Source organism: Amycolatopsis pretoriensis, from assembly GCF_900107925.1.
GTDB lineage: Bacteria > Actinomycetota > Actinomycetes > Mycobacteriales > Pseudonocardiaceae > Amycolatopsis > Amycolatopsis pretoriensis.
Map to the genome: position 1 here is coordinate 214,688 of NZ_FNUJ01000010.1, position 25,354 is coordinate 240,041.

The window sequence follows — 25,354 nt, forward strand, 5'->3', positions numbered from 1 at the left end:
GCCCCTCAGCGCGCCACATGCGTCGAAGGTGCCCTTCAGCCGACCCGGGGCATCATGGAACCGTGCGGATCACGGCTTGGTGGCGCGGAATCAGCCCGCGGCGGCGGCTGCTCATGGGCGGCGTCGGCGTGGCGGCCGTCGCGGTGCTCGTCGCGTCCGTCCTCGCCGCCACCGGGACGAGCGCCGCGCCGCAGTCCGGCGTGCCCGACCAGGCCAGGCCCGGGCCCGTGCTGCTCGTCCCCGGCTACGGCGGCGGTCAAGGCGCGTTGAACGAGCTCGCCGCCCGCATCCGGCAGACCACCGGGCGCACCACCGAGGTCCTCACCCTGGCCGGCGACGGCACCGGTGACCTCGTCGAACAGGCCGGTGTCCTGGCCGAAGCCGTCGAGAACGCGTACGCGCGCGGAGCACCTTCGGTGGACATCATCGGCTACTCCGCCGGCGGCGTCGTGGCCCGGCTGTGGGTCAGCCGCGACGGCGGCGACCACCAGGCCCGCCGCGTCGTCACGCTCGGCGCGCCGATGCACGGCACCGGCCTCGCCGCGGCCGGCGGCGCGCTCGTCCCCGGCGCCTGCCCCACGGCGTGCGTCCAGCTGGCGCCGGGCAGCACGCTCATGCAGGAGCTGGCGAAGGAACCGATCCCGGCGACGCTGCCGTGGCTTTCGGTGTGGACCGAACGCGACGAGACCGTCACGCCTCCCGAGTCCGCCCGGCTCGACGGCGCCGTCAACGTCGCCCTCCAGCAGGTCTGCCCCGGCAACCAGGCCGGCCACGGCGACCTCCCGACCGACCCCGCCGTCACCGAGCTGGTCCTGCAGGCCCTCGGCACCGGCCCGCTCGAAGCCCCCACGGAGTGCCTCAGCTCGTGACGTCCTTTGTCGCGAAGTTCGCCCACGCGGCGCCGAAGAACACGACGATGTAGCCGGCCTGCAGCAGCAGCCCGTGGTCGATGTTGCGCCACAGCACGGGATCCCTGAAGAAGTCGATCCAGGACAGCCAGTAGTGCGTCGGCAGGTACGGCTTCACCGACGCCGCCGCGTCCAGGGTTTCCAGCACCGAGCTGGTGATCAGCACGGCCAGCCCACCCAGCGCGGCCCCCAGCGCCGAGTCGCTCAACGTCGACAGGAACACCGTGATCGCGGCGAACCCGAGCATCGACGCGACGATGTAGGACACCGCGCCGAGCAGCCGCAGGCCGAGCCCGGACGAGCTGAGCGACTGCCCCGACAACGACGTCACGCCGGTCGGCTGCCCGCCCGGCCCGGCGACGCCCGGCGTCCCGCCGGTGCCGAACAGGATCACCCCGAGCACCAGCGAAGTCAGCACGACGATCACGATCGCCGCGGTCACGTACACGGCCAGCGCGACCATCTTCGCGCCGAGCAGCCGCGTCCGGCCGACCGGGCGCACCAGCAGGTAGCGCAGGGTGCCGCTCGACGCCTCCCCCGCGATCGAGTCCCCGGCGACCACCGCGACGGCGATCGGCAGGAACAGCGGCAGCACGAGCGCGAGCGCGGCCGCCGGGAACAGCGCGCCGTCGTTGACCACCGCCGACAGGAACGCCCCGCCCTGCCCGGGTGGCGGCGCGAAGTCGGCCGTGGCCAGGAAGATCCCGACGATCGCCGGCAGCAGGCAGAGCAGCAGCACGCTGACCCACACCCGCGGGCGCAGCGCGAGCTTGCGCAGTTCGACGGCGATCACCCGGCGGCTCCGAACCGGTCCGAGCCCGGACCCGTCACGTCGAGGACGACCTCTTCGAGGGTCCGCTGCTCGGCGCGGATCGACGTCACGCGCACCCCCGCTTCGACGAGCATCGCGTTCAACGCGGCCGGGTCGGCGTGCCGGATGACCAGGCGGTCGCCGTCGCGGGCCTCGAGCTGGCCGTCGAGGACCGCGGCCGCTTCGGCCGGGTCCGGCGTGCCGACCAGGATCCGGCCGGTCGCCGCCCGCAGCGTCGACAATTCCTCTTCCAGCACCAGCCGCCCGCGGTCGACGACGCCGACCCGCGTGCAGAGCTGCTCGACCTCGGCCAGCAGGTGGCTCGACAGGAACACGGTCGTGCCGGCCGCGTTCAGCTCGACGAGCAGTTCACGGATCTCCTTGATGCCCTGCGGGTCGAGGCCGTTGGTCGGCTCGTCGAGGATCAGCAGCCGCGGCTTGCGCAGCAGCGCGCCGGCGAGGCCGAGGCGCTGCCGCATGCCGAGCGAGTACGCCTTGACCGGCCGCTGGTCGACGCCGCCGAGGCCGACTTGTTCGAGGGCTTCGTCGATGCGACGCCGCCGGGTGCGCCGGCCGCCGCCGCGCCCGGCGGCGTCGAGCAGCGCGAGGTTCCGCCGGCCGGACAGGTGCGGGTAGGCGGCAGGCCCTTCGACGAGCGCGCCGACCTCCGGCAGCACTTCGGCGACCCGCTTCGGGACGGGCTTGCCGAGCACCTCGATCTCGCCGCTGGTCGCGTACACGAGCCCGAGCAGCATCCGGACCGTCGTGGTCTTGCCCGAGCCGTTCGGGCCGAGGAAGCCGTAGCGGTCGCCTTCGCGGACGGCCAGGTCGACGGCGTCGACGGCCACCGTGGTGCCGTACCGCTTGGTCAGCGCGCGCGTGACGATCATCGGAAGCCCCGGCGCAGGTTCGTCAGCTCTTCGGCGACCGTCCTCAGCACGTCCGGCGTGACCGTGCCGGCCAGCAGGTAGGAGCGGCGGAAGGAGGACGCGCGGACGATCGCGAGCGACAACGGCGTGATCGACAGCTGCACCACGGTCCCCGCCGCCAGCTTGGTCTGCACCGCACCGGCCTTCCCGGCGGCGTCGCTCGCGGCGTTCCCGACCGCGCGCGGCACGGCGATGACCGCGAAGGCCGCCAGCCCGGTGCCGTAGAGCGCGGCGCCCTCCACGCCGCCGAACTTCGACGACGACACCGGTCGCCCGGCGAGCGTCGGCGGCAGCGGCGCCTGCGCCAGCGCGCCGAGCGCGTTCGAGACGTCCGGGGCGCTCGCCACCGTGTACCCCGAGCCGGGCACCGGCCGCGGTGCCTCGACGACCGGCGTCGTCTGCTCGAGCTGCTGGAACTCGGTCACCAGGATCGGCGCCTGCTGGCCCCGCGCGGTGACCTCGACGCGCACGGCCACGCCGGTCGCCGGGTCCGCCCAGACGTCGACGCGCCCGATCGTCGTGGCCGGGTCGGCGGGCACGAGCCGGAACCCGGACGCGGCGACGCCGGCGACGTTGCGGCCCGGCAGCGCGCTCACCGGGTCACCCTTGGCGGCCTCCAGGATCCGCCGCGCGAGCTCCGGCGGCAGCAGGTCCGCGGCCCGCGGCAGCCGGACGCTCGGCTCGCCGACCAGCGCGGTCAGCGTGTTGTCGCCGTAGTCCCAGGTGTATTCGCCGTCGGGGAGCCGGTAGACGTCGTGTTCGCCGGCGGTCCCGAGGATGTCGACGCGGTAGCGGTCGGGTCCGGCGTACCACGCGCGCATCGGCGTCCGCATCGAGAAGAGGGCCGTGACGGGAGCGAGGTTCGGCAGCTCCGGCAAGGCGAGCGAGCCGGCGCTTTCGGCGTACCCCTGGTACGGCTTTCCGGCGGACGCCAGCACGAGCTCGCGCAGCCGGGCCGGGTCGGTGCTCGCGCCGGCCGGGGCGAGCGCGGCGACGACCGACGGCACGGACACGAGCACCGCGGCCACGGCGGCGACGACCGCCCACCGGCGCCGCTTCGCGTGCCGCACCACCGAGGGCGTCATCCGGCATCACCTCTTCGTCCTTTGTACGCCATGGCCGCTACTGTCGAGGGGTGACGAATCCCGTTCATGCTGCGGTCCTGAGCTAGTCCGGCTCCGGACTCCCGCACATCCGCCCGTCCCGCGGGTGCTTCACCGTGCCCGCAGCAAGAACGGAAACCCCTTTCCCGTGGCTCAGCTCGTCGTGCCCGGCGAACCCCCTCGCCGGCTCTTTTCCCCACCGTCGCGCCAAGCGGTCGTCGCCGACGACCGCCTCTCCGCCGACGCCGCCCTGCGTACGCGGTCGGCCCTGCTCTGGCGCGGGGACTACCCCGCCGCGCGGCGGTTGCTCGACGCCGTGAACCGGCGGATCTCCCCGCCGCCGCCGGACGACTACGCCCGCTACCGCGCGTGGCGCACCCGGCGGGCGCAGCGGCTCTCGCTGCTCTACGTGCCGGTGGACCCCGGCCACGTGATTCCGCTGCGCCGGGCACCGGACGTCTCGGCCGCGTGCACCGCGGTCTACGGCCCGCTCGACGTCCCCGCGGCGGTACCGCTGCGGGAGCTGCTGGGGGTGATCGGCGCGGCGGAATGGCGGCGCCGGGGCATCGCCGTCCCGGCCCTCGGCGCGCGGATCCACCCGCACCACGGCGTGTTCGCGCCGATCCGCCAGGAGTACGTCGACCTGGTCGCGGCGGCGCCCCTGCCTTCGCTCGCCTCGGCGTTCGACATCGGGACCGGCACCGGGGTGCTGGCCGCGGTGCTCGCCCACCGCGGCGTCGCCCGGGTCGTGGCGACGGACGCCGATGCCCGCGCGGTCGCGTGCGCGACCGAGAACCTGGCCCGCCTCGGCCTCGGCGCGCGCACGCGAGTCGTCGGCACGGACCTGTTCCCGCCGGGCCGGGCCCCGCTGGTGGTGGCGAACCCGCCGTGGCTGCCGGGCCGCCCGCGCACGCGGCTCGACCACGCCGTGTACGACCCGGGCAGCCGGATGCTGAGGGGGTTCCTGGACCGGGCCCGCCGGCACCTGACGCCGGGCGGGGAGGCGTGGCTGGTGTTGTCGGACCTGGCGGAGCACGTCGGCTTGCGGACGCGTTCCGAGCTGCTCGGCTGGATCGAGGCAGCGGGCCTGCGGGTGGCTGGGAGGCTGGAGACGCCGGCGCGGCACCCGCGTGCGGTGGATTCCGCCGACCCGCTGTACCGGGCGCGGGCCGCGGAAGTCACGTCACTGTGGCGGCTCAGTCCATAGTGGACAGCAGGCCCGCGACCGCCTCCACGGCTTCCCGCGTCTCCCGGACGTTGTGGGCCCGGAAGACCGCGGCACCCGCGTGCGCCGCGATCGCCGTGGCCGCCAGCGTGCCCGCCAGGCGGTCGTGGGCCTCGACGTCGAGCGTCTCGCCGATCAGGTCCTTGTTCGACAGCGCGACCAGCACCGGCCAGCCGGTCGCCACCAGGCGGTCGAAGTGCCGGAGCAGCGAGAGGCCGTGGCGGGTGCTCTTGCCGAAGTCGAACGTCGGGTCGACGAGCACGCCGCCGCGCGGGACCCCGGCCGCGACCGTCCGTTCGGCCGCCGTGGTCAGCTCGGCGACCACGTCCGCGACCACGTCGTCGTACCGGGGCCAGAACGGGCGGGCGGGCGTCGGCTCGGGGTACGGGTCGGTGCGCACCGGCATGCCCCCGACGTGGGAGCAGACGTAGCCCGTGCCGAACTCGGCGGCCACCTCGACCAGCTTCGGGTCGGCGCCGGCCCAGGTGTCGTTGAGCAGGTCGGCGCCGGCTTCACAGACCCGGCGGCCGACCTCGTGGCGCCACGTGTCGACGCTGATGACCAGGTCCGGGTGGCGTTCGCGCACCTCGGCGACGAACGGCACGACCCGGGCGCTCTCCTCGTCGACGTCGACCTCGGGCCCCTCGCCCGCCTTCACCCCGCCGATGTCCACGATGTCGGCGCCCGCCGCGACCGCGCGGTCCACGGCGTCACGCGCGGCGTTCCGCGCGAAGGTCGCGCCCTTGTCGTAGAAGGAGTCGGGCGTGCGGTTGACGATGGCCATGACCAGCGCGCGGTCGCCGGGCATGCGGCGGCCGCGGAAGACCGTCTCCGGCCGGGGTGACGTCATACCCCAACCCTGCCAGGTCACGGCTCGGTCCGGAACGCCGCGTCCGGCGCCGCGGTCCGGTTATCCTCGGGCGCACACCGAGCGGGGGGAACGAGATGACGAGCGGCGAGGGCCCGGCCCGCAGCGAAGCCGAGATGATGATCGCCGAGGCCAAGAAGGCCTTGTGGGTGATGGTCGGCCTGCTGGCCGTCATCTGGGTGATCCAGCTGATCAACGCGCCGACGGGCTACGACCTGAGCCGCGAGTTCGGCATCGAGGCGCGCGACCCGGCGTCGCTGCCGGAGATCTTCAGCTCGCCGTTCCTGCACTACGGCTGGGGCCACATCGAGGGCAACTCGGGGCCGCTATTCGTGTTCGGCTTCCTCGCCGCCTACCGCGGGGTGAAGAAGTGGCTCGGCGTGAGCGTGCTGATCATCATCGCCAGCGGTCTGGGCGTGTGGTTCATCTCGCCGTCGCACTCGGTCACGGTCGGCGCGAGCGGCCTGGTGTTCGGCTACTTCGGCTACATCATCGTGCGCGGCCTGTTCGACCGGCACCCGATCGACATCGTGATCGGCCTGGTGATGGCGTTGTGCTTCGCGTACCAGTTCGCGTCGCTGCTGCCGAGCCAGGAGGGCGTCAGCTGGCAGGGTCACCTGTTCGGCTTCGCCGGCGGCATCATCGGCGGCTGGCTGTTCCGGGACAAGCGCCCGAAGGCGGTCACCTCGCCCGACCCGGCGACCACGCTGCTGCCGAAGAACTTCGGCTAGGGCGACCGAACCGGGCACGGCCGGAATCCGTGTCCGTGCTGTGAGCCGCTGTGAAGTCGCTGTGCATCCGCTTCGCCGCGCTGCCGAGCGGGCGCCGGTGTGGTGATCTGGAACAGTGGCGATCAAGTTCCTGAGGCCCGCGCTCGTGGCCGCGGCGGCTGTGCTGGTGCTCGGCGCCGGCCTGGTCGCCGGCACGGACACGACCGCCGACGACGCCTACGCGGCCGGCGCCCCGGTCACCACTCCGATTCCGCCCGCTTCCGCCGCGCCGGCGAAAACCGTTTCCCCGGTCGGCGCGTTGTTCGCGAACGGAAGCCATTTCTGCACCGCGAGCGTCGTCCATTCCGGCGGCGGCGACCTGGTGCTGACGGCCGCGCACTGCGTCAAAGACGGAATGTCCTTCGCTCCGTCCTATCACGACGGTGTCGCGCCACTGGGAATGTGGACGGTCACCGATGTCGCCGTCGCGGACGGCTGGACGTCGTCGGCGGATCCGGATCTGGACTTCGCGTTCCTGACCGTCCGGCAGGCCGGGAATCCGGCGTCGCTGGAAAGCCTCACCGGCGCGAACGTCCTCGGCACCGATCGCGGATTCGACCACACGATCACCCTCACGGGGTACCCCGACACGACCGATTCCCCGGTGGTGTGCACCGGAACGACCACGCGGTCCGACACTTATCAGCAACGCGTCGCGTGCCCCGGTTTCCCGGACGGCACCAGCGGCGGGCCGTGGGTCGCCGACGGCGCGGTCATCGGGGTCATCGGCGGCTACGAGCTCGGCGGCGACACCCCGGACGTCTCCTACAGCGCGTACTTCGACGACGACATCGCGAAGCTGTACGCGTCCGCGACCAGCTGAAACGCGAACCGGGCCCGCGTCCCTGGCGGAGGACACGAGCCCGGTTCACCTCTCGCGAACCCTCAGCAGGTCACGATGAGCCCGGTGAGCGCCGAGCACGTCTTGGACGCGCTGTCGTTGGCGCCGTTGGGATCGGCCGGCGAGCTGGCCGTGCGCACCGCGGTCGTGGTGTACGAGCCGAGCGCCAGCAGGCCGCCGTTGACCGAGAACTTCGCCGTCGCCGAGGCACCCGGCGCCAGCGACGCGACGTCGCAGTTCACGTTCCGGGTGCTGCCGGCGCGGGCGCAGCCGGTGCCGCTCGCGTACGACAGGCCGGACGCATACGTTGCCACCACGCGGATCCCCGACGCGGCCGCCGGGCCGTTGTTCGTCACGGTCACCGTGTAGTCGATGCGCGCGTTCAGGCCGCCGTGGCCGGTCGCGGCGAGCCCGACCTTGACGTCGGCCTGGGTCGCCGGGTCGGCGATCGTCATGACCGGGCCGTCGAGGATGTCGAAGGCGTAGTTGTCGCCGACGAACTGGTGCTGCAGCGTGAACTGCCCGGGCGCCGCGGTGTCCTTGACCTTCAGGGTCCACACCGTGGTCTTCGTGCCGCCCGCCTCGAGGTCGCCGAACGCGGCGCGGTAGCTGCTGCCGGCCTGGAAGCAGCCGACCGCCGTGGTGTTGGTGCAGGACACGACATCGACGACGTCGGTGATCGCGGTCGGGTTGCCGTAAATGGCACCCTTCGCGAAAGTCACCGTGAAATCGCGGTCGTTGTGAATGGTTTGCGTGACGGTGAAGGTCTGTCCGGGCACCACGGTGGTGGTGCTGACATCGACGGCACTCGTGGGCGTTTCCGCCTGCGCGGCGGGCGCCAGCGCGATGAACGCCGTGGCCAGTGCGGCCACCGAGGACAGGATCGTGGTCCGTCGCCAGGGTCTGTGCATAGTCGTGGTCTCGCTGTTCCGTCCGGGGAATGCCGCTCTGACTGATGCTGCGTGGTATTCGTGGACATCCGACGCTGATCAGTCGTCGTGAAACGGGCAATCGTTACCGCCATCCGGACGCGTCGCGCGAGGGCCGTCAGGACGGGTGCCAGCGGCCGTTCATCTCACCCGGGCGCGGCGGCGGACCGGGCAGCACGCGGTCTTTTCCCGCTTCCAGCCCCTCGACGAGCATCGCCAGGTACCGGCGGCGCAGCTGCCCGGTGCGCTCCGGGTCGTCGACGCGGATTGCCGCGCAGCACTCCAGGATCATGCCGATGTCCTCGGTGACGGCGTCTTCGCGCAGCCGCCCGGTGCCGCGCGCCCGCGCGAAGAGGCCCGCCGACAGCTCGTTGGCGCGCCGCGCGTCGGCCCCCATCTCCGCGGTCGGGGTGAACGTGCCGGCGAGGTGCACGGTCAGCGAGTGGACGTCGGCGTCCACGACCCGTTCGAGGAAGCCGGTCAGCGCGGTCCAGGCGTCCGGCTCTTCGTCGGCGGCCTCGGCCTCGGCGATGTAGGTGCGCAAGCCCTCGTGGCAGAGCCGGCAGAGCAGGAGCTCCTTGCTCGGGTACCGCCGGTAGAGGGCGCTGATGCCGACGCCGGCGCGCTCGGCGACCTTCGAGATGGGCGCCTTCGGGTCCGCGAGGAAGACGTAGCGCGCGGCGTCGAGGATGACGAGGTTGTTGCGGGCGGCCTGGCCGCGGCGGCCGGGCAGGGCTGTCTCGGGCATGCCCCGGAGATTAGCACTGGAACGGATCGTTCCGGTCTGCTACGGTTCGGAACGAAGCATTCCGTTCCACTCTGATCGAGGAGCCAGCCATGACCGTTCGCCCGTTCCGCGCCGAGGTCCCCCAGCCCGCCCTGGACGACCTGCGGGGGCGTCTCCAGCGGGCGCTGTGGCCGGACGACCTGCCCGCCGAGTACGGCGTGACGAACGAGCGGGTCCGCGCGCTGGCCGAGCACTGGCTGGAGAAGTTCGACTGGCGGGCGTTCGAGGAGCGGCTCAACGCGTACCCGCAGTTCGTGACGGAGATCGACGGCGAAACGATCCACTTCCTGCACGTCCGGTCGTCGCGGGCGGACGCGACGCCACTGGTGCTGACGCACGGCTGGCCGGGCTCGATCGTCGAGTACCTCGACGTGATCGGTCCGCTGACCGAGCCGGAGTCGGCCGACGAGCCGGCGTTCCACCTGGTGATCCCGTCGCTGCCGGGCTTCGGGTTCTCGGGCCCGACGAAGGCGGCGGGCTGGGGCACGCACCGCACGGCGGCGGCGTGGGCGGAGCTGATGAGCCGGCTGGGCTACGAGTCCTACGGCGCGGCGGGCAACGACGCGGGGTCGATGATCTCGCCGGAGATCGGCCGGCTCGCGCCGGAGAAGGTCGTCGGCGTGCACGTCACGCAGCTGTTCTCGTTCCCGTCGGGCGACCCGGCGGAGCTGGCGGACCTGACCGAGGCCGACCAGGCCGCGCTGGCGCACCTGCAGTGGTTCTACGAGAATATGTTTTCCTTCAACACCTTGCACAGCCAGCAGCCGCACACCCTGGCGTTCGCGCTGGCCGACTCCCCGCTGGCGTTGCTGGCGTGGAACGCCCAGCTGTTCGGCGAGCACCTCGACGCGGACTTCGTGCTCGCGAACGTGGCGCTGTACTGGCTGACGGGCACGGGCGGCTCGTCGATCCGCTTCTACTTCGAGGACGCGCACACGACGGCTCACCCGGAGGGCCCGACGACGGTCCCGACGGGCCTGGCGATGTTCGCGGGCGACTTCCAGTCGATCCGCCGGTTCGCCGAGAGAGACCACGCGAACATCGTGAGCTGGAACGCGTACGACACGAGTTCGGGAAGCGGCGGCCCCCGCGACGCGGCCGGCCACTACTCGGCGCACGAAGCCCCGGAGATCCTGGTGGCGGACATCCGCGGGTTCTTCGCGGGGCTGAACAGCTGGCCGGTCCTGACGGCGGCGCACAACGCCTTGCGCGCGGCCGTGGCGGGGGTGACGGACGGCACCCTCCCGACCCCGTGCGCGGAGTGGACGGTGAACCAGGTGATCCACCACGCGGGCGGCGACCAGCAGGGCTACGCGGCGTTCATCACGGGCGAGGAGGGCCCGAACTTCAACCCGTTCGCCCCGTCGGGCTCGCTGGAGGACGCACTGGGCTTCCTGGAGCCGACCCTGGCGGCGTCGGCGGCAGCGTTCGCAACGGTTTCCCGTACGGCAACGGAAGTCCCGACGCCCCTTCCCCAGGGCGCGCTCCCGGCACCGGTGGCGGTGGGGGCGGCAGCGCTGGACGCGGCGGTCCACGCGTGGGACATCGCCGTGGCGACGGGTCAGGAGTCCCCGTTGAGTGAGCATCTGGCGGAATCGCTGCTGCCGGTGGCGAAGGAGCTGGCGGAACCGTTGCGGGGGTTCGCGTACGCGCCGGCTTTGGAGGAGTCGGAGAAGGACGACGCGGCTTCGCGGCTGCTGCGGTACCTGGGCCGCGATCCTCAGTGGACGGTGTGAGTGGCCCGGGGCCGGGGAACCGCGGAGACGGTTTCCCCGGTTCTGGCGTTCGCCGGCCGTGGGAGTTGCCGCCGGGCTGGTTGAGGGGTTCCGGCAGCGGCCTCTCGGTAGCTGGCGGCCGGGCAGTTCGGCCGCCTGCCAACTCGGCCACCTCGTCGCTCGGCCCTTCAGCCACCCAACCGGACCACCCAGCCACCCGGATCCCCCAGCCACCCGGATCGCCAGGGTCGCCCAGCCACCCGGCAACTCGGCCACCTCGCCGCTCGGCCCTTCAGCCACCCAACCCCGACCACCCAGCCATCCGGATCACCCAGCCACCCGACCGCCCAGGTCGCCCGGCCACCTGGCCACCCGGCCGCCCAGGTCGCTCAGCCGCCTGGCCACCTCGCCGCCCGGACCTTCAGCCACCCAACCCGACCACCCAACCACCCGGATCACCCAGCCACCCGACCGCCCGGGTTGCTCGGCCGCCTGGCAACTCGGTCGCCCGGCCCGGCCACCCGGCCCAGGATCCTCTGACAGCAACCCCTCCCGAGTCACTCGGCCCAGGATTCGCCGGCAGCAACCCCTCCCCAGCAACCCACCAGCAACACCCTTCCCAAGCTAGCTCAGCGCCTCCCAGCAGCAACCCCTCCCCCGCCGCCCTGATCAGTGCCGGCACCATCCCTCCCGACCGGCCGGCCGACTCAGGGCCTCCCGCAGCAGCATCCTCTCGCAACCAGCGGTTCTCCAGACCGAGCCCACCAGCGCGCCGAGCCCTCGCGATTCGGCCGCCTTCCTCCGCCGACAGGCTCAGCAGCATCTTCCCGATGCCGGCTCCCCAAGGCCGCAACCGCACCGGACCAGCACGCCGATTGCCTCCGCTGCAGCATTCTTCCGTGGCCGTCCCGCCGGGGCTTTCCCAGCAACAGCCTTTCCCGCCGGCAAACCAAACTCCTGATCACGACCGCCCCACCAGGCTCCCAACAGCAGCTCTCCCCGCCGCGAGCCAAACTTGCCGCCGCCGCCCTGCTGACCGCGCCAAGCCGTTGCCCGGCAACAAGCTTCCTCAGCCCAACCACGAAACACCGCCCCACCGCAACCGAATACCCACCCCAAAACCCTTTGCCCCCAACCAAACCCGTCCCTACCCTCAACCCCATGACGAACCGACCATTCCGGTGGGACCTGGTGCGTCCCGACCAGGTCGGGACACTCCTCGACCACACCAAGCAACCCCGCCTCTGGTTCCTCGACGACCTCACCGAAGCCACCGCGAAAGTCCTCGCCCGGTGCGGTGACGGCGAACTCCACTTCGTCGGCCGCTCGCTCGACAGCATGCACGACCTCCTCGGCGGGGCCCTCGAACGGACCTCCTGGCACGACCGCGTCCACCAGCTGCCGATCTCGCTCAAACCGCGGCTGACCTACAGCCGCCGGGATGTCGAGACCCTCCGGGAAAACCTCGCCGAGAACGGCATCACCCCCTACGCACTCGCGCGCGGGACGCGGCCCACCGTCTTCGTCGATCTCGTCTTCGAAGGCGATACCTTCACCGAGCTCTACCTCCGGCTGCGCGATTGGATCGACGACGAACGCGAGGCCTGGCACGTCATCCGGCGGAAGCTGCGGTTCCTCGGCGTCACCCTGCGGCAGCCCGTCCGGCCGGATGCCTGGCGGTGGCAGGAAGACGTCGACTGGACGCGGGAGCTGCCGGCCGCCGCCGTGCGGAACGTCTCGCTCGCGCGGGATGTCTGGTTCTACTTCGGCGATGACCAGCCGAAGCTGACTCCCTCCTTCCCGCGGCAGCGGTGGAGCGATGAGACCGTGCGGACGCCCGACCACGGCGGGGCGACCCGGCGCGCGCTGGCGGAGGCCTTCGCCCTCGTCGATGCCGGGCGGTCCGCCGAAACGCGGGACCGGCTCGTCCGGGCGATCTCCGCCGAACCCGCGATCGCCGGGCCGTGGCTGCGGGCGCTCGTCACCGAGCTGCGGTGCTGACCCACCCGGGTACCGTTGCCCCATGAAGCGCAAGGAGGTCGCCGTCCGGCGGGAAGAAATCCTGCTCGCCGCGCTCGACCAGGTGCGGTCGCGGGGCATCGCCGGGGTGCGGGCCGCCGATGTTGCGCGGTCCCTCGGGGTCAGCACCGCGCTCGTCTTCTACCACTTCGGCACGCTCGAAGCCCTCATCATCGAGGCCTTCCGGCAAGCGGCCGAGCGCAACCTCGCCGTCCTGCGCGACGAGCTGGCCCGCCCCGGCCCGGTCGGTGAACGGCTGCGTGCCGTCCTCGCTCTCTACGGGCCGGCCGAGCCCACCGCCGGCTGGCACCTGTGGATCGAGGCCGGCGCCGCCGCGATGCGGGACGCCGAACTGCGCGAGGTCGTCCAGCGGCTCGACCTGCGGTGGCGTGACGCCGTCGTCTCGCTCATCACCGAGGGGGTCGCCGCCGGCGAGTTCCGGTGCCCGGATCCGCACGGTGCCGCCTGGCGGCTGACCGCCCTGCTCGACGGGCTCGCCGTGCAGGTCGTCGCCCGCGAAGACACGGTCACCGCCGACGACTGCACCCGGTGGGTCGAGCAGGCGCTGGCCCACGAACTCGCCCTGACCGCGGAGGTCCGATGACCGAGCCGGCGCTCGACAGGCTCGCTTCGGGAACGAATCCACCCCCTAGGTAGTTGAACGCTCTATGAAACTCGGCATCTACAGCTTCGGCGACCGCGCGCCGGACCCCCGCACCGGCGAGCAGCCGTCCGTCGCGCAGACGCTGACCGACACCCTCGAACGCATCAAGCTCGCCGACGAACTGGGCCTGGGCTTCTACGGCCTCGGCGAGCACCACCTCGACCAGTACGCGATCTCCAGCCCGGGCACCGTCCTGGCCGCCGCGGCGAGCATCACGAACCGGATCACCCTCAGCTCCGCCGTCACCGTGCTGAGCACCGAGGACCCCGTCCGCGTCTACCAGCAGTTCACCACCCTCGACCAGCTCAGCCACGGCCGCGCCGAGCTGCTCGCCGGCCGCGGGTCGTTCACCGAGTCCTTCCCGCTCTTCGGCAGCGACCTCGGCGACTACGACGAGCTCTTCGAAGAGAAGCTCGCCCTGCTCCTGCACATCGACCGCGAGGACCCGCTCACCTGGTCCGGCAAGTTCCGCCCGCCGCTGGACAACGCGCGGATCCTGCCCCGTCCGTACGGCGACCACCTGCGCATCTCGATCGGCACCGGCGGCAACCCGGAGTCGTCGATCCGGGCCGGGCTGCTGGGCCTGCCCGTCGTCTACGCCGTGATCGGCGGCCGGCCCGAACGGTTCGCCCCGCTCGTCGACCTCTACCGCCAAGCCGGCGAGGCCGGCGACCAGCGGGACCTGCACGTCACGATGAGCGCCATCGGGTTCATCGCCGAAAAGTCCCAGGACGCCAAGGAAACCTTCTACCCGTACTGGCTCGAGACGATGAAGTACGGCGCGAAAGCCCGCGGCTGGGCCGTCCCGACCCGCGCGGAGTACGACTCCTACACCCACAACGCGCAGGCGTTGTTCGTCGGCAGCCCGCGGGAGATCGCCGACCGGCTGATCACCGTCGGGAAGCTCACCGGCGCCGACCGGTACGCCCTGCAGATGGACTGGTCGGGCGTGCCGCACAAGGACGTCATGCGCGCCATCGAACTGCTCGGCACCGAGGTGCTTCCGCTGGTGGAAAAGGAGTTCTAGACGTCGTTCCCGGCGACGAACCCGAACGTCATCGCCGGGCCGATCGTCGACCCGGCGCCCGCGTAGCTGTGGCCCATCACCGCCGCGCTCGCGTTGCCCGCCGCGTACAGGCCCGGGATCACCGAGCCGTCGGGGCGGAGCACGCGGGCGCGGGCGTCGGTGCGCATGCCGCCCTTGGTGCCGAGGTCGCCGGGCACGATCTTGAACGCGTAGAACGGCGGCGCCCACAGCGGTGCGAGACACGAGTTGGGCAGCACCAGCGGGTCGGTGTAGTAGTGGTCGTACGCGCTCGCGCCGCGGCGGAAGTCACCATCCACACCGGACCACGCGAAGCCGTTGAATCTGTCTACTGTGGACTTCAGCGCGGCGGGCGGTACGCCGATCGCCGAGCCCAGTGACTGGATGCTCGACGCCTTGTACACCGCGCCCGCCGAGTACCACGCGTCCGGCAGCGGCAACAGCGGCAGGGTGTCGCGGAACAGGTACTTGTTCCGGTAGTTCTGGTCGACGACGAGCCACGCGGGGATGTCCGGCTCGGTGGGGTTCTTGTCGTACATCACGTGCACGACGTCGCTGTAGGGCGCGGCTTCGTTGACGAACCGCTTGCCCGCCTGGTTGACGATCAGCCCACCGGGCAGCGTCCGCTCGGCCAGGCAGAAGTACGGGTCGCCCGGGATCGGGATGGCCGGGCCCCACCACGCGTCCTCCATCAGGTCGAGCGCCGCGCCGGCCCGCTGCCCGGCGCGGTGGCCGTCGCCGGTGTTCTCCTTCGCGCCGACCGTCCACGCGGTGCCGATCGGCTGCCGCTGGTACTGCGCGCGCATCGCGGCGTTGTGCTCGAACCCGCCCGTCCCGACGATCACGCCGCGCCGCGCCCGCACCAGCCCGTTCGGCGTCAGAACCCCTGTCACCGCCCCGTTTTCGACGTTCAGGTCGAGCAACGGCGTGTTCAGCAGCACCGGGACGTTCGCCCGCTGCAGGCCTACGCGCAGGCCCGCGGCGAGCGACTGCCCCATGGTGAGCGGCTTCTGCCCGGCCAGCGCCGCGGCCGTGCCGCGGGCGAGGCACGCGGCGGCGACCGCCGCGCCCTTCGCGTTGACCGCGGCCAGGTTCAGCCACTTGTAGTCGGCGCTGAACACCACCATCCCGGCCGGCGTGGCGAGGTACGGCGGGTTCAGGTTCGCCAGCTCCGCGCCGAGGAGGTTGCCGTCGAACTGGTCCGGCTCGATCGAGCGGCCGTTCGGCAGCCCGCCCGGCAGCTCCGGGTAGTAGTCGCTGTAGCCCTCCATCCAGCGGAACCGCAGCGGGCTGTTGGCCAGGACGAACGCGATCATGGCCGGCCCGTTGCGCAGGAACGCTTCCTGCCGCGCGGCCGGGACGTCCGGGCCGACGACGGCGGCGAGGTACTGGGCGGCCTTGGCCGGGGTGTCCGGCACGCCGGCGGCGAGCAGCACCGGGTTGTTCGGGATCCAGATGCCGGCGCCGGAGCGCGCCGCGGACCCGCCGAACGTCGGCGCCTTCTCCAGCACGACGACGCTGAGCCCGCGCTTGGCCGCCGTCAGCGCCGCGGTCATCCCGGCGGCACCCGCGCCGACCACGACGACGTCGTACTCGGCGGCGGCCACAGCGGCGTTCGCGAGCCCGGGGGTCATGGCGAGGCCCACGCCCGCCGCGGTGCCGCGCAGGATCTGGCGGCGGGTCAGCTCGGCATCCATGGCGCACATCGTGTCGGTCCACTCCGGAAACTGGAACAGGTTCTACACGCTTGGAGCAGTGCGGTAGGCCACTGGTCCGAACCCATGACGACATTCGCCGCACCAAGTTGACGGCACCCTCAGGTTGTGGCTAAGTTGAGATGAGTCTCAAGTTAATTCGAGGAGGACCTTTGTCCAAAGTGATCGCCGTCCTGGGGGTCGGCCCGGGGCTCGGCCTGTCGATCGCCCGCCGCTTCGGCCGTGAAGGCTTCACGACGGCGCTGGTCTCGCGCACCGACACCCGGCACGCGAGCTACCGGGAGTCCGTGGGCGGCACGACGCACACCTACGCCGCGGACGTGACCGACCCCGCCGAACTGAAAGACGTTCTAGCGCGCATCGAAGCCGACGCCGGAGAGCTCGACACGGTGTACTTCGGCCCGGCGGACCTCTCCGGTCCCCGTCCCGTCCCGCTGACCGAAGCGGGCGCCGACCTCGTGCGCGCGCCGTTCGAGTCGATCGTGCTGCCGGCGGCCAGGCTCGTCGAAGCGGTCCTGCCGCGCATGCTCGACCGCGGGTCGGGCGCGCTGCTCTTCGCCGGTGGCCTGAGCGGCAAGTACCCGATGCCGATGCTGGGCAGCTTCGGGCCGGCGTCGGCGGCGCTGCGCATGTACGTCCTGACGCTGAACGCGGCCCTGCGCGAAACGGGCGTCTACGCGGGCGCGCTCACGATCGGCGGCCTCATCGAGCGCGGCGACATCCACCGGGAGTTCACGTCCCAGGATCACGGGTTCACGGCCGGGACGCTGAACCCGGACGACATCGCCGACAAGGCGTGGTCGCTGTATGTCGAGCGCGAGGAGGCCGAAGCGGAGTTCAACGCGATGGCCGCGGTCTAGCTCAGCGGTCGGCGCCGTTGCTGCTAACCGGACAGGTAAGCGAGTTCCGGGTGTGCGGCGACATAGGCGTCGAGCAGCCGCCGCGCCACCGAGACCGAGTCGACCAGCGGGTGCAGCGCGAACGCTCGCAGCGCCGCCGCGCGTGAAGCCGTCGTCGCCGCTTCGATCGTCGCCCGCTCGACGGCCTTGACCGTCGTCACCAGGCCCAGTTCGTGGTCGGCGAGGGGCTCGGTGGCGAGCGGTCGCGCGCCGTTCGCGTCGACCTCGCACGGCACCTCGACGACCGCGTCCGCCGGTACACCCGGGAGCGCGGATCCGTTGCGGACGTTGAGGATCAGCGTCGTGCGCTCGCCGTGCGCGATGGCCCGCATCAACGCCAGTGCGACGTGCTCGTAGCCGCCGCCCTCGAGATCGTCACGCTCTCCTTCGCGCGTCTCGGCCATGTAGGTCGCTTCGCGCTCCAACCGGGTGCATTCCCACGAAGACAGCGAAGGCTCGGCGTAGAAACCGCGTTGCTGGTCCAGCAACTGCGCACCGCGCGACGCCGAACCGCCGGCCTCGCGCGCGAAGTAGTAATAGTGCAGGTATTCGTTGGGCAACGCGCCGAGCGCGCGCAGCCACTCCGCGCCGAAGAGCGCACCCTCCTCGAAGGATTCGAGGGCCCCGGTGTCGGCGAGCAGCTCCGGCAGGACGTCCCGGCCGCCGACGCGGACCGCGCGCAGCCAGCCCAGGTGGTTGAGGCCGGCGTAGTCGAACCACGCCGTCGCCGGGTCGATCCGCAAGGCCCGCGCGACGCGGCGGCACAGCCCGACCGGCGAGTCGCAGATGCCGAGCACGCGGCCGCCGAGGTGCGCGGCCATGGCTTCGGTGACCATCCCGGCGGGATTGGTGAAGTTGATGACCCACGCGCGCGGCGCCAGCTCGGCGATCGTCCGGGCGAGGGAGACGGCGACCGGGACCGTCCGCAGCCCGTACGCGATCCCGCCCGCCCCCACGGTTTCCTGTCCCAGCACGCCTTCCGCGTGCGCGATCTGTTCGTCGAGCCGGCGTCCGCGCAGCCCGCCGACGCGGATGGCGGAGAACACGAAGTCCACATCGGACAGTGCGACGGCGAGATCGGTGGTCGTCCGCACGCGCGGCGCGTTCGCCACACCCGCGGCCTGCTCGGCCAGGACCCGCTCGATCGCCGCGAGCCGCCCGGCGTCGACGTCGTGCAGGACCAGCTCGGTGACGCCGCCGTCCGCCAGCAGCGCGCCGTGCACCAGCGGCACGCGGAACCCGCCGCCACCGAGGATCGCGAGCCTCACCGCAGCACCTCGACGCCCGCCTCGCGCAGGGTCGCACACGTCGGCTCGTCGGCGCCCGGTGTCGTGACGACGACGTCGAGCGCGTCCGGCCCGCACACCTTCGCCAGCCCGGTGCCGGGGAACTTGCCGGCGTCGGCGAGCAGCACCACGCGGTCGGCCGCGGCCACCATCGCGCGCTTGACCGGCACCTCGACGACGGTCGAGTCCATGACGTGCCCGTCGCCGCGAACACCGCTGGTGCCCAAGAACACCGTGCCGGCGCGCACCTGGCGCAGCGCGTCCTCGGTCAGGAAGCCCACCATCGAGTGATAACTGCGCCGCACCACGCCGCCGAGGAGGACGAGCTGGACGTCGTCGGCGTCCTTCAGCTCTTCGTAGACGGCGAGGCTGCTGGTGATCACGGTCAGCGCCCGGTCCCGCAGGTGGCGCGCCAGCCGGTGCGCGGTCGTGCCGATGTCGAGCAGCACGGTGTCGCCGTCGGCGACCAGGTCCGCCGCGCGCCGGGCGACGGCGTCCTTCTCGTCCGCCCGCTCGGCGGCCACGCGCGCGAACGGCTCGTCGCCGGCCGCCATCGCCCCGCCGTAGACGCGGGTCAGGCGGCCTTCGCGGCCGAGGAGCACCAGGTCGCGGCGCACGGTGGCCTGGCTGACGCCGAGCCGCTCGGCCAGCACGCCGACCGGCGCGGGGCCCTCCGCGCGAAGGGCCCGCAGGATCAGCTCGTGGCGACGCTGGGGCAGCATGCGGGGACGATAGCAGTCAAACCCGCTCACCAGCCGATCGAGTTTGCGCAGGTCTTGCGCATTCCGCGCATCTGAAGCACGCTCGTGCGCATCCTCGATCCCCGGAGGCGCCCGTGCCGGAAGAGTCCGTACCCGACATCGATGTCTTCCTGTCCGGCCTGCTGTTCTTCGACCTGGTCTTCACCGGGCTCGAGCACCCGCCGGCGCCGGGCACGGAGGTGTGGACGGGCGGCATGGGCTCCGGGCCGGGCGGCATCGCGAACTTCGCGGTCGCGCTGAGCCGCCTCGGCCTGCGGACGTCGCTGGCGGCGGCGTTCGGCACCGACGTCTACGGGCGCTACTGCTGGGACGTCCTGTCCCGGCAGGAAAACATCGACCTCTCGCGGTCGCGGCGGTTCCCGGAATGGCACTCCCCCGTCACGGTCTCGCTGGCCTACGCCGGCGACCGCGCGATGGTCACCCACGGCCACCCGCCGCCCGTCCCGGTCGCCGAGCTGGCCGGCTGCCCGCCGCGGAGCCGCGCGACCGTCGCGCACATCGGCCTCGACACCGCCGAGTGGGTCCACACCGCGCACCAGGCCGGCAGCCTCGTCTTCGCCGACGTCGGCTGGGACCCGTCCGAGACGTGGTCGGCGACGCTGCTCGACCAGCTGGCCTGCTGCCACGCGTTCCTGCCCAACGACGTCGAAGCCATGCGCTACACGCGCACCGACACCCCCGAGGCGGCGCTGGCCAGGCTCGCCGACCACGTCCCGGTCGCGGTCATCACCCGCGGTGCGGCCGGCGTCCTCGCGGTCGACGGCACCACCGGCGAGACGGCCGACATCCCGGCGCTGCCGGTGAACGTCCTCGACGCGACCGGCGCGGGGGACGTCTTCGGCGCGGGGTTCGTCGCCGCCACCCTGACCGGCTGGCCGCTGGCCGACCGGCTGCGCTTCGCGGGCCTCACGGCCAGCCTGTCGGTCCAGCACTTCGGCGGTGCGCTCGCCGCCCCGGGCTGGCACGAGATCGCCGAGTGGCACGCCCGCACCCGGCTGCCGGACTACGCCTTCCTCGACGACGTCCTGCCCGCCGAAACGATCGCCGAGACGTCCCGCCGCGGCCCGGTGACGCTCGGCTTCGGCGACGACAGCTGGCGCTGAGTGCACCCCCGCGCCGGCCGCTACACGACGTCCGGGCTGCGGACGTCCCTGCTGTCGGTGCCGGGCGCGGTGAGCGCCGAAGCGGTCGGGCTGCGGCCGGTCGGCGAGGTGATGGGCTGCGTCGTCGCGCAGTCCGAGGATCCGGTCTCGGGCCTGCGCCGCGGTTACGCGACGGCGTTGGACCGGCTGCGCGCGGAGGCGACGGCGCTGGGCGCGGACGGCGTACTGGCGATCGCCTGCACGGTGACCGGCGTGAGCGCGACGGTCCGCGAGTTCGTCGTGCTGGGCACGGCGGTCCGCGCGGTCCGGGGCAAGCGCCCGGCCCGGCCGTTCACGACGGGCCTGTCCGGCCCGGACGTGGCCAAGCTGCTGCTGGCGGGCTGGGTCCCGGTGACGCTGGCGATCGGCATCGGCGGCGGCCACGCGTACGACCTCGCGATGACGGACCGCCCGGGCGCGGAGGCGCCGATGCCGACCGAGCTGGTGACGCGCGTCCGCGCGGCGGCCCGGGTGGAGTTCGGGACCGCGGTGGCGGAATCGGGCGCGGACGGCGGACTGGTGACGTCGACGACGTTGCGCGCGTGGGCGTTGGGCCACACGGGGGCGGCAGCGGTGGCGAGCGTGTTCGGCACGGCGATCGCCCGCTGCGCCGACGGTCCCGCCCCGACGGCCACGCGCGGCGCCCTGCCACTCGGCTGATCACGACCTTCCGGACATGCTCCGACTTCGCCGCGCCCGGACGGGGATCCGTGCCACGATGGGAAGAGCCGCGGCGAAAGGAGGTCAGCCGGTGCCCGAGTGGGACGGTCGTGGCCTGCCGCCGGTCGCGCGGGCGCGCGTCGACCGCTTCGCCGCGTCCGGGCTCAGGACCTCGCTGCTCAGCGTGCCCGGCGCGGTCGGTGCCGAGGTCGCCGGCTTCACGCCCGTCGGCGAGGTCATGGGCTGCGTCGTGCAGCAGGTCGGCTGGACCGCGCTGAGCCAGTGGGCCACCGAGCAGGTCCAGCAGATGGCGGCCACGCTGCGCGAGGGCTACGCGACCGCGCTCGGCCGGCTCACCGAGGAAGCGAGCGCGCTCGGTGCGGACGGCGTGCTCGACATCCGGTTCACGACCACCTCCCTCGACGGCACGGCCCAGGAGCTCGTCGCGCTGGGCACCGCCGTGCGGGCCGAGACCACGCAACGGCCCGGGCGGCTGTTCACCACCGACCTGCCCGGCCAGGACGTCGGCAAGCTGATGCAGGCCGGGTGGGTGCCGGTGCGCGTCGCGGTCGGCGTCGCCGCGCGCGGGCGGTTCGACTACAACATGCAGAACCAGACCAACTTCTGGGCCGGCAACCTCGAAGTCGACGCCCCGACCAGGGTCGTCAACCAGGTCCGGGCCGCGGCCCGCGCGGAGTTCGCCCGCGCGATCCACGACTGCGGCGCCGACGGCGGCATCGTCTCCGACCTGCGGTTGCGGACGTGGCCGGTGCAGGAGGTCGCGGTCGTCGGCATCGCCAGCGTCATCGGTACCGCGATCGCCCGCTTCCACGAAGGCCCCGCCGCGCCCACCCGCGCGCTCAAGATCCTGCCGTTGAACCGTTCCTGAGGAGGCTTCGTGACCACCGCGGACCCCGCCGCGCAGCACATCCCCGAGGATGCGATGCGCCGGCTCGCCGAGATGAAACCGGGCCAGAAGACCAGCCTGTTCACCTCGGACCTGAGCGTCAACGAGTTCCTCCTCGTGCGCGAAGCCGGGTTCCGGCCGCTCGGGCTCGTGCTCGGCTCGAGCATCTACCACGTCGGGTTCCAGATGGGACGGTGGAGCAAGAACCAGGAGCTGGACCGGCTTTCGCAGGCGATGTACCACGCCCGCGAGCTGGCGATGTCCCGGATGGAGAGGGAGGCGGACATCCTGGGCGCCGACGGGATCGTCGCGGTCCGGTTGGAGATCGAGTTCAAGGAGTTCGGCAGCGACCTCGCCGAGTTCATCGCCGTCGGCACCGCGGTGAAGGCCGACGAGCCCGGCGAATGGCGCAACAACACCGGAAAGCCGTTCACCAGCGACCTTTCCGGACAGGACTTCTGGACGCTGGTGCAGGCCGGCTACGCGCCGCTGGGCATGGTCATGGGCACGTGCGTCTACCACATCGCGCACCAGCGGTTCCGGCAGATGATGGGCAACATCGGCCAGAACGTCGAGATCCCGCAGTACACGGAGGCGTTGTACGACGCGCGCGAGCTCGCGATGTCGCGGATGCAGGCCGAGGCGGAGCAGCTGGAGGCGGAGGGCATCGTCGGGGTGCAGCTGCTGTCGCTGCCGCACCGCTGGGGCGGGCACACGACGGAGTTCTTCGCGATCGGCACGGCCGTGAAGCCGTTGCGCGCCGACCACCACATCGCCAAGCCGCAGCTCGTGCTGCCCCTCACCGACTGATGGGCGGCGAGCTGGACTTCCACCTGGTGGCGGCGGCCCTGCGCACGGACCGCGCGGACGTCGAGTCCTACCACCGGGTCCTGTCGGACACGCTGGGCGGCGCGCTGCCGCCGGGCATGGTCGAGGTGGAGCGGCACCGCACGTTCGCCGACCGCGTGGCGGGCCGCGAAGGCCAGGCGACGGCGGTGCGCGTGCGGACGCCGGACCGGGTGCTGGTGCTGAGCGCCGGCAAGCACGGCGGGGTCGCGGCGGAGATCCACCAGGTGGTGCGCGGGGTCGTGATCAGCCGCAAGGAAGCCGCAGTCGACGACTGGCTGGCGGCGCTCGCGCAGGAGCTGACGGCGTTGGCGGAGAAGGACGCGAGAGCACGGGACGCACTCTCGCGCCTCCTCGGCGGCTGAAGGGCACCTTTAGTGCACGAGATGCGCTGAAGGGCACCTTCGTCTCATCAGATGCACGGAAGGTGCCCTTCAGCCGACCGTCACCAGCAGGATCTTGTTGTGGCTGTTGTGCGGCGTGCTGTCCTTGTCACCGTCCACACTGGTCGCCAGCCACATGCGGCCCTCCGGCGCCGGTTCCACCGTGCGGAGCCGGCCGTACGTCCCGCTGAAGAACGTCCGGAAGTCCGTCAGCGAGCTGCCGCCGATCACCGCCCGGTACAGCCGCGTGCCGCGCTGGCACGCCACGTACAGCGCGTCGTGGATGATCGTGATGCCGCTGCACGATCCCTGCGCCACCGGGTACGTCTTCTTCGGCGCGAGGAAACCGGTGCAGGAACCCGATGTTCCCTCGCACGAAGGCCAGCCGTAGTTGCCGCCCTTCACGATCAGGTTCGTCTCGTCCATGACGCTGTTGCCGAACTCCTGCTCCCACAGCCGGCCCTGCGAGTCGAACGCCAGGCCCTGGACGTTCCGGTGCCCGTAGCTCCACACCGCGTTGTGGAACGGGTTGTCCGCCGGGATCGAGCCGTCCGGGTTGATCCGCAGCACCTTTCCGTTGGGGCTGCTGGTGTTCGACGCGTTGTCGCCGTTCTGCGCGTCGCCCGTGCCGGCGAACAGGTACCGGCCGTCCGGGCTGAAGCGCAGCCGGCCGCCGTTGTGGAACTTGTTGCGCGCGATGCCGGTCAGCAGGACCTGCTCGGTGCTCGTGGTGAGCGAGTCGGCTGCCGGGTCGTACTTGATCCGCACGATCCGGTTGTCGTTCGGCGAGGTGTGCATGAGGTAGAGCCAGTGGTCGGACGCGAACGACACCGGGTTGACCTCCAGCCCGGTCAGGCCGCCTTCGCCGTCGGTGCTCTGGACGTTCGGCACGGTCCCGATCGTCTTCTTCGCGCCGGTTTTCGGGTTCAGGTGGACGATGTCGTGCGCGTCGCGCTGGTTGTAGAGGATCGTCCCGTCGGGCAGGGACACCAGGCCCCACACGACGTCGTCGTCGGTCGCGACCTGCGTCGCGCCGCAAACCCCTTGCGCCGGCGTGCAGTTCGAGCCACCGGTGGTCGTGACGTCCAGGACCGGCGTGCTCGGGTCGCTCAGGTTGCCGTTCGCGTCGACCGCCCGCACCTGCAGGTGGTACGCCTTGGCCGGGGTCAGGCCGCCGAGGGTGGTGGCGGCCGTGTCGGACGTGCCGAGCTGCGTGCCGGAGTCGTAGATCCGGTAGCCGGTGACCCCGACGTCGTCGGTCGACGCCGTCCACGCGAGACCGATCGACGTGCTGCTGACCGAGGTCGTGTGCACGTTCCCCGGCACGGACGGCGGCGTGTGGTCGTCCGACGGCGGCGTCTTCACCGACAGCGTGCCGCTGGCCTGCGAGACGTTCCCGGCGGCGTCCCGCGCGTTGACGTAGAAGCCGTACGTGCCGTTCGGGCTCAGGTTGCCGCAGGTGGCCTGCAACGCGCCGGTCGTGCTCGCGCAGAGCTGGCCGTCGCGGTAGACGTCGTAGCCGGCGACGCCGGCGTCGTCGCTCGCCGCGGTCCACGCGATGGTCGCGCTGGCGGGCGTGACCGAGACGAGCGTCGGCGTCCCGGGCGGCGACGGCGGCGTGACGTCCCCGGTCGAGCCGTAGACGCCGAACTCCTGCAGCGAATACCCCTTCGACGCGTCGGTGCGGCAGCGTTTCGTGCCGTACACCCGGACGTACCGGCCGGTGCCGTCGAGCGACGTCAGGTCTTCGACGCCGCCTTTCCCGGTGGTGGTCGCGTAGATCTTCGTCCACGTGACGTGGTCGGCCGAGGTGTCGATTTCGTACGCCGTGGCGCAGGAAGCGTCCCACTGCAACCGGACGCGGCTCACGTGCGCCGCCGCGCCGAGGTCGACGTAGATCCACTGTGGATCGACGCCGGCGGCGCTGGCCCAGCGGGTCGCGGAGTCGCCGTCGACCGCGTTCGCCGCCGGGCAGCACCCGCCCGACGACGACGCCGTCACCGGCTTGCCTTGCGACAACAGGGAATCCGCGGCTCCCGCCGGGCTGATCGTCGCGGCGGCCAGCGCGAGCGCCATCGCCCCCACCCGAATCCGTCTGCCCATAACCGTCCTCCATGAGTGCTGGCGACGGCGGAGGTCGG

General features: G+C 72.3%; 24 protein-coding genes. 14 read left to right on the forward strand and 10 right to left on the reverse strand.

The features are described from left to right. The first annotated feature begins 62 nt into the window (after positions 1–62). Complete coding sequence (locus tag BLV96_RS38385) at positions 63–869, forward strand: esterase/lipase family protein (protein WP_244180788.1); 807 nt, start codon at positions 63–65, stop codon at positions 867–869. Here BLV96_RS38385 and BLV96_RS38390 read toward each other — a convergent pair. Genes BLV96_RS38390 through BLV96_RS38400 form a run of 3 tightly spaced genes read right to left on the reverse strand, consistent with a single transcriptional unit; the run spans position 859 to position 3,733 of the window. Next, complete coding sequence (locus BLV96_RS38390) at positions 859–1,701, reverse strand: ABC transporter permease (RefSeq protein WP_086679203.1); 843 nt, start codon at positions 1,699–1,701, stop codon at positions 859–861. The genes BLV96_RS38385 and BLV96_RS38390 overlap by 11 nt on opposite strands. Continuing rightward, the gene (locus tag BLV96_RS38395; RefSeq protein WP_086679202.1) at positions 1,698–2,609 is read right to left on the reverse strand and encodes an ABC transporter ATP-binding protein; all 912 of its coding nucleotides are present in this window, start codon (positions 2,607–2,609) and stop codon (positions 1,698–1,700) included. Before BLV96_RS38395 ends, BLV96_RS38390 begins: the two co-directional genes overlap by 4 nt. Next, positions 2,606–3,733 (reverse strand): hypothetical protein, encoded by a 1,128-nt coding sequence (locus BLV96_RS38400; RefSeq protein ID WP_086679201.1) that lies wholly within the window; start codon positions 3,731–3,733, stop codon positions 2,606–2,608. Before BLV96_RS38400 ends, BLV96_RS38395 begins: the two co-directional genes overlap by 4 nt. Before the next feature lie 166 nt (positions 3,734–3,899). Between BLV96_RS38400 and BLV96_RS38405 the strand changes: the two genes are divergently transcribed. After that, positions 3,900–4,958, forward strand: coding sequence for a methyltransferase (locus BLV96_RS38405; RefSeq protein WP_086679200.1), 1,059 nt, complete (start codon positions 3,900–3,902; stop codon positions 4,956–4,958). Here the strand turns inward: BLV96_RS38405 and folP are convergent. Next, positions 4,948–5,826 (reverse strand): dihydropteroate synthase, encoded by an 879-nt coding sequence (gene folP, locus BLV96_RS38410; protein ID WP_086679199.1) that lies wholly within the window; start codon positions 5,824–5,826, stop codon positions 4,948–4,950. The genes BLV96_RS38405 and folP overlap by 11 nt on opposite strands. 95 nt (positions 5,827–5,921) lie before the next feature. Between folP and BLV96_RS38415 the strand changes: the two genes are divergently transcribed. Both BLV96_RS38415 and BLV96_RS38420 read left to right on the forward strand, forming a co-directional pair. Then, entirely contained in the window at positions 5,922–6,575 is a 654-nt protein-coding gene (locus BLV96_RS38415; protein WP_086679198.1) for a rhomboid family intramembrane serine protease, read from the forward strand. Positions 6,576–6,690: 115 nt separating this feature from the next. Then, a complete protein-coding gene (locus BLV96_RS38420) occupies positions 6,691–7,437 on the forward strand; it encodes a trypsin-like serine peptidase (RefSeq protein WP_086679197.1) in 747 nt (248 codons plus the stop codon). Between the two features lie 62 nt (positions 7,438–7,499). Here BLV96_RS38420 and BLV96_RS38425 read toward each other — a convergent pair whose 3' ends face one another. Both BLV96_RS38425 and BLV96_RS38430 read right to left on the reverse strand, forming a co-directional pair. Continuing rightward, a complete protein-coding gene (locus tag BLV96_RS38425; RefSeq protein ID WP_086679196.1) occupies positions 7,500–8,327 on the reverse strand; it encodes a DUF11 domain-containing protein in 828 nt (275 codons plus the stop codon). Between the two features lie 175 nt (positions 8,328–8,502). Next, on the reverse strand, positions 8,503–9,132 hold the full coding sequence (locus BLV96_RS38430) for a TetR/AcrR family transcriptional regulator (RefSeq protein ID WP_086679195.1): 630 nt from the start codon (positions 9,130–9,132) through the stop codon (positions 8,503–8,505). 89 nt (positions 9,133–9,221) lie between these two features. Here BLV96_RS38430 and BLV96_RS38435 point away from each other — a divergent pair, with 89 nt between their 5' ends. The 4 genes from BLV96_RS38435 (at position 9,222) to BLV96_RS38450 (ending at position 14,596) form a co-directional block, all read left to right on the forward strand. Further along, positions 9,222–10,907, forward strand: coding sequence for a TIGR03086 family metal-binding protein (locus BLV96_RS38435; protein WP_086679194.1), 1,686 nt, complete (start codon positions 9,222–9,224; stop codon positions 10,905–10,907). A gap of 1,140 nt (positions 10,908–12,047) precedes the next feature. Further along, a complete protein-coding gene (locus BLV96_RS38440) occupies positions 12,048–12,887 on the forward strand; it encodes a hypothetical protein (protein WP_208608434.1) in 840 nt (279 codons plus the stop codon). 22 nt (positions 12,888–12,909) lie between these two features. Beyond that, positions 12,910–13,509, forward strand: coding sequence for a TetR/AcrR family transcriptional regulator (locus tag BLV96_RS38445; protein ID WP_091390131.1), 600 nt, complete (start codon positions 12,910–12,912; stop codon positions 13,507–13,509). Positions 13,510–13,573: 64 nt separating this feature from the next. Beyond that, positions 13,574–14,596: an LLM class flavin-dependent oxidoreductase gene (locus tag BLV96_RS38450; protein ID WP_091390134.1), complete on the forward strand. Its 1,023-nt coding sequence runs from the start codon at positions 13,574–13,576 to the stop codon at positions 14,594–14,596. Here BLV96_RS38450 and kstD read toward each other — a convergent pair. After that, complete coding sequence (gene kstD / locus BLV96_RS38455; protein WP_091390137.1) at positions 14,593–16,311, reverse strand: 3-oxosteroid 1-dehydrogenase; 1,719 nt, start codon at positions 16,309–16,311, stop codon at positions 14,593–14,595. The two genes, BLV96_RS38450 and kstD, sit on opposite strands and share 4 nt — an antisense overlap. A 179-nt stretch (positions 16,312–16,490) precedes the next feature. On the opposite strand from kstD, the gene BLV96_RS38460 reads away from it, so the two are divergent. Further along, positions 16,491–17,189, forward strand: a complete 699-nt coding sequence (locus tag BLV96_RS38460) for an SDR family NAD(P)-dependent oxidoreductase (protein ID WP_244180825.1) — start codon at positions 16,491–16,493, stop codon at positions 17,187–17,189. A 23-nt stretch (positions 17,190–17,212) separates the two neighbouring features. Here BLV96_RS38460 and BLV96_RS38465 read toward each other — a convergent pair whose 3' ends face one another. After that, the gene (locus BLV96_RS38465; RefSeq protein ID WP_091390144.1) at positions 17,213–18,496 is read right to left on the reverse strand and encodes a 6-phospho-beta-glucosidase; all 1,284 of its coding nucleotides are present in this window, start codon (positions 18,494–18,496) and stop codon (positions 17,213–17,215) included. Further along, positions 18,493–19,236, reverse strand: coding sequence for a DeoR/GlpR family DNA-binding transcription regulator (locus BLV96_RS38470; RefSeq protein WP_091390146.1), 744 nt, complete (start codon positions 19,234–19,236; stop codon positions 18,493–18,495). Before BLV96_RS38470 ends, BLV96_RS38465 begins: the two co-directional genes overlap by 4 nt. A gap of 113 nt (positions 19,237–19,349) precedes the next feature. On the opposite strand from BLV96_RS38470, the gene BLV96_RS38475 reads away from it, so the two are divergent. The 5 genes from BLV96_RS38475 (at position 19,350) to BLV96_RS38495 (ending at position 23,195) form a co-directional block, all read left to right on the forward strand. Continuing rightward, positions 19,350–20,378, forward strand: coding sequence for a carbohydrate kinase family protein (locus tag BLV96_RS38475; protein ID WP_091390148.1), 1,029 nt, complete (start codon positions 19,350–19,352; stop codon positions 20,376–20,378). Further along, positions 20,379–21,077, forward strand: a complete 699-nt coding sequence (locus BLV96_RS38480) for a heavy metal-binding domain-containing protein (RefSeq protein ID WP_091390151.1) — start codon at positions 20,379–20,381, stop codon at positions 21,075–21,077. Positions 21,078–21,168: 91 nt separating this feature from the next. Beyond that, on the forward strand, positions 21,169–21,966 hold the full coding sequence (locus BLV96_RS38485; RefSeq protein ID WP_244180790.1) for a heavy metal-binding domain-containing protein: 798 nt from the start codon (positions 21,169–21,171) through the stop codon (positions 21,964–21,966). Between the two features lie 9 nt (positions 21,967–21,975). Further along, entirely contained in the window at positions 21,976–22,794 is an 819-nt protein-coding gene (locus BLV96_RS38490; protein WP_244180792.1) for a heavy metal-binding domain-containing protein, read from the forward strand. Further along, positions 22,794–23,195 (forward strand): hypothetical protein, encoded by a 402-nt coding sequence (locus BLV96_RS38495; RefSeq protein ID WP_091390157.1) that lies wholly within the window; start codon positions 22,794–22,796, stop codon positions 23,193–23,195. The genes BLV96_RS38490 and BLV96_RS38495 overlap by 1 nt, the downstream gene beginning before the upstream one ends. A 69-nt stretch (positions 23,196–23,264) precedes the next feature. Here BLV96_RS38495 and BLV96_RS38500 read toward each other — a convergent pair whose 3' ends face one another. Then, a complete protein-coding gene (locus tag BLV96_RS38500) occupies positions 23,265–25,316 on the reverse strand; it encodes a PQQ-dependent sugar dehydrogenase (protein WP_244180794.1) in 2,052 nt (683 codons plus the stop codon). Between the last annotated feature and the right edge of the window lie 38 nt (positions 25,317–25,354).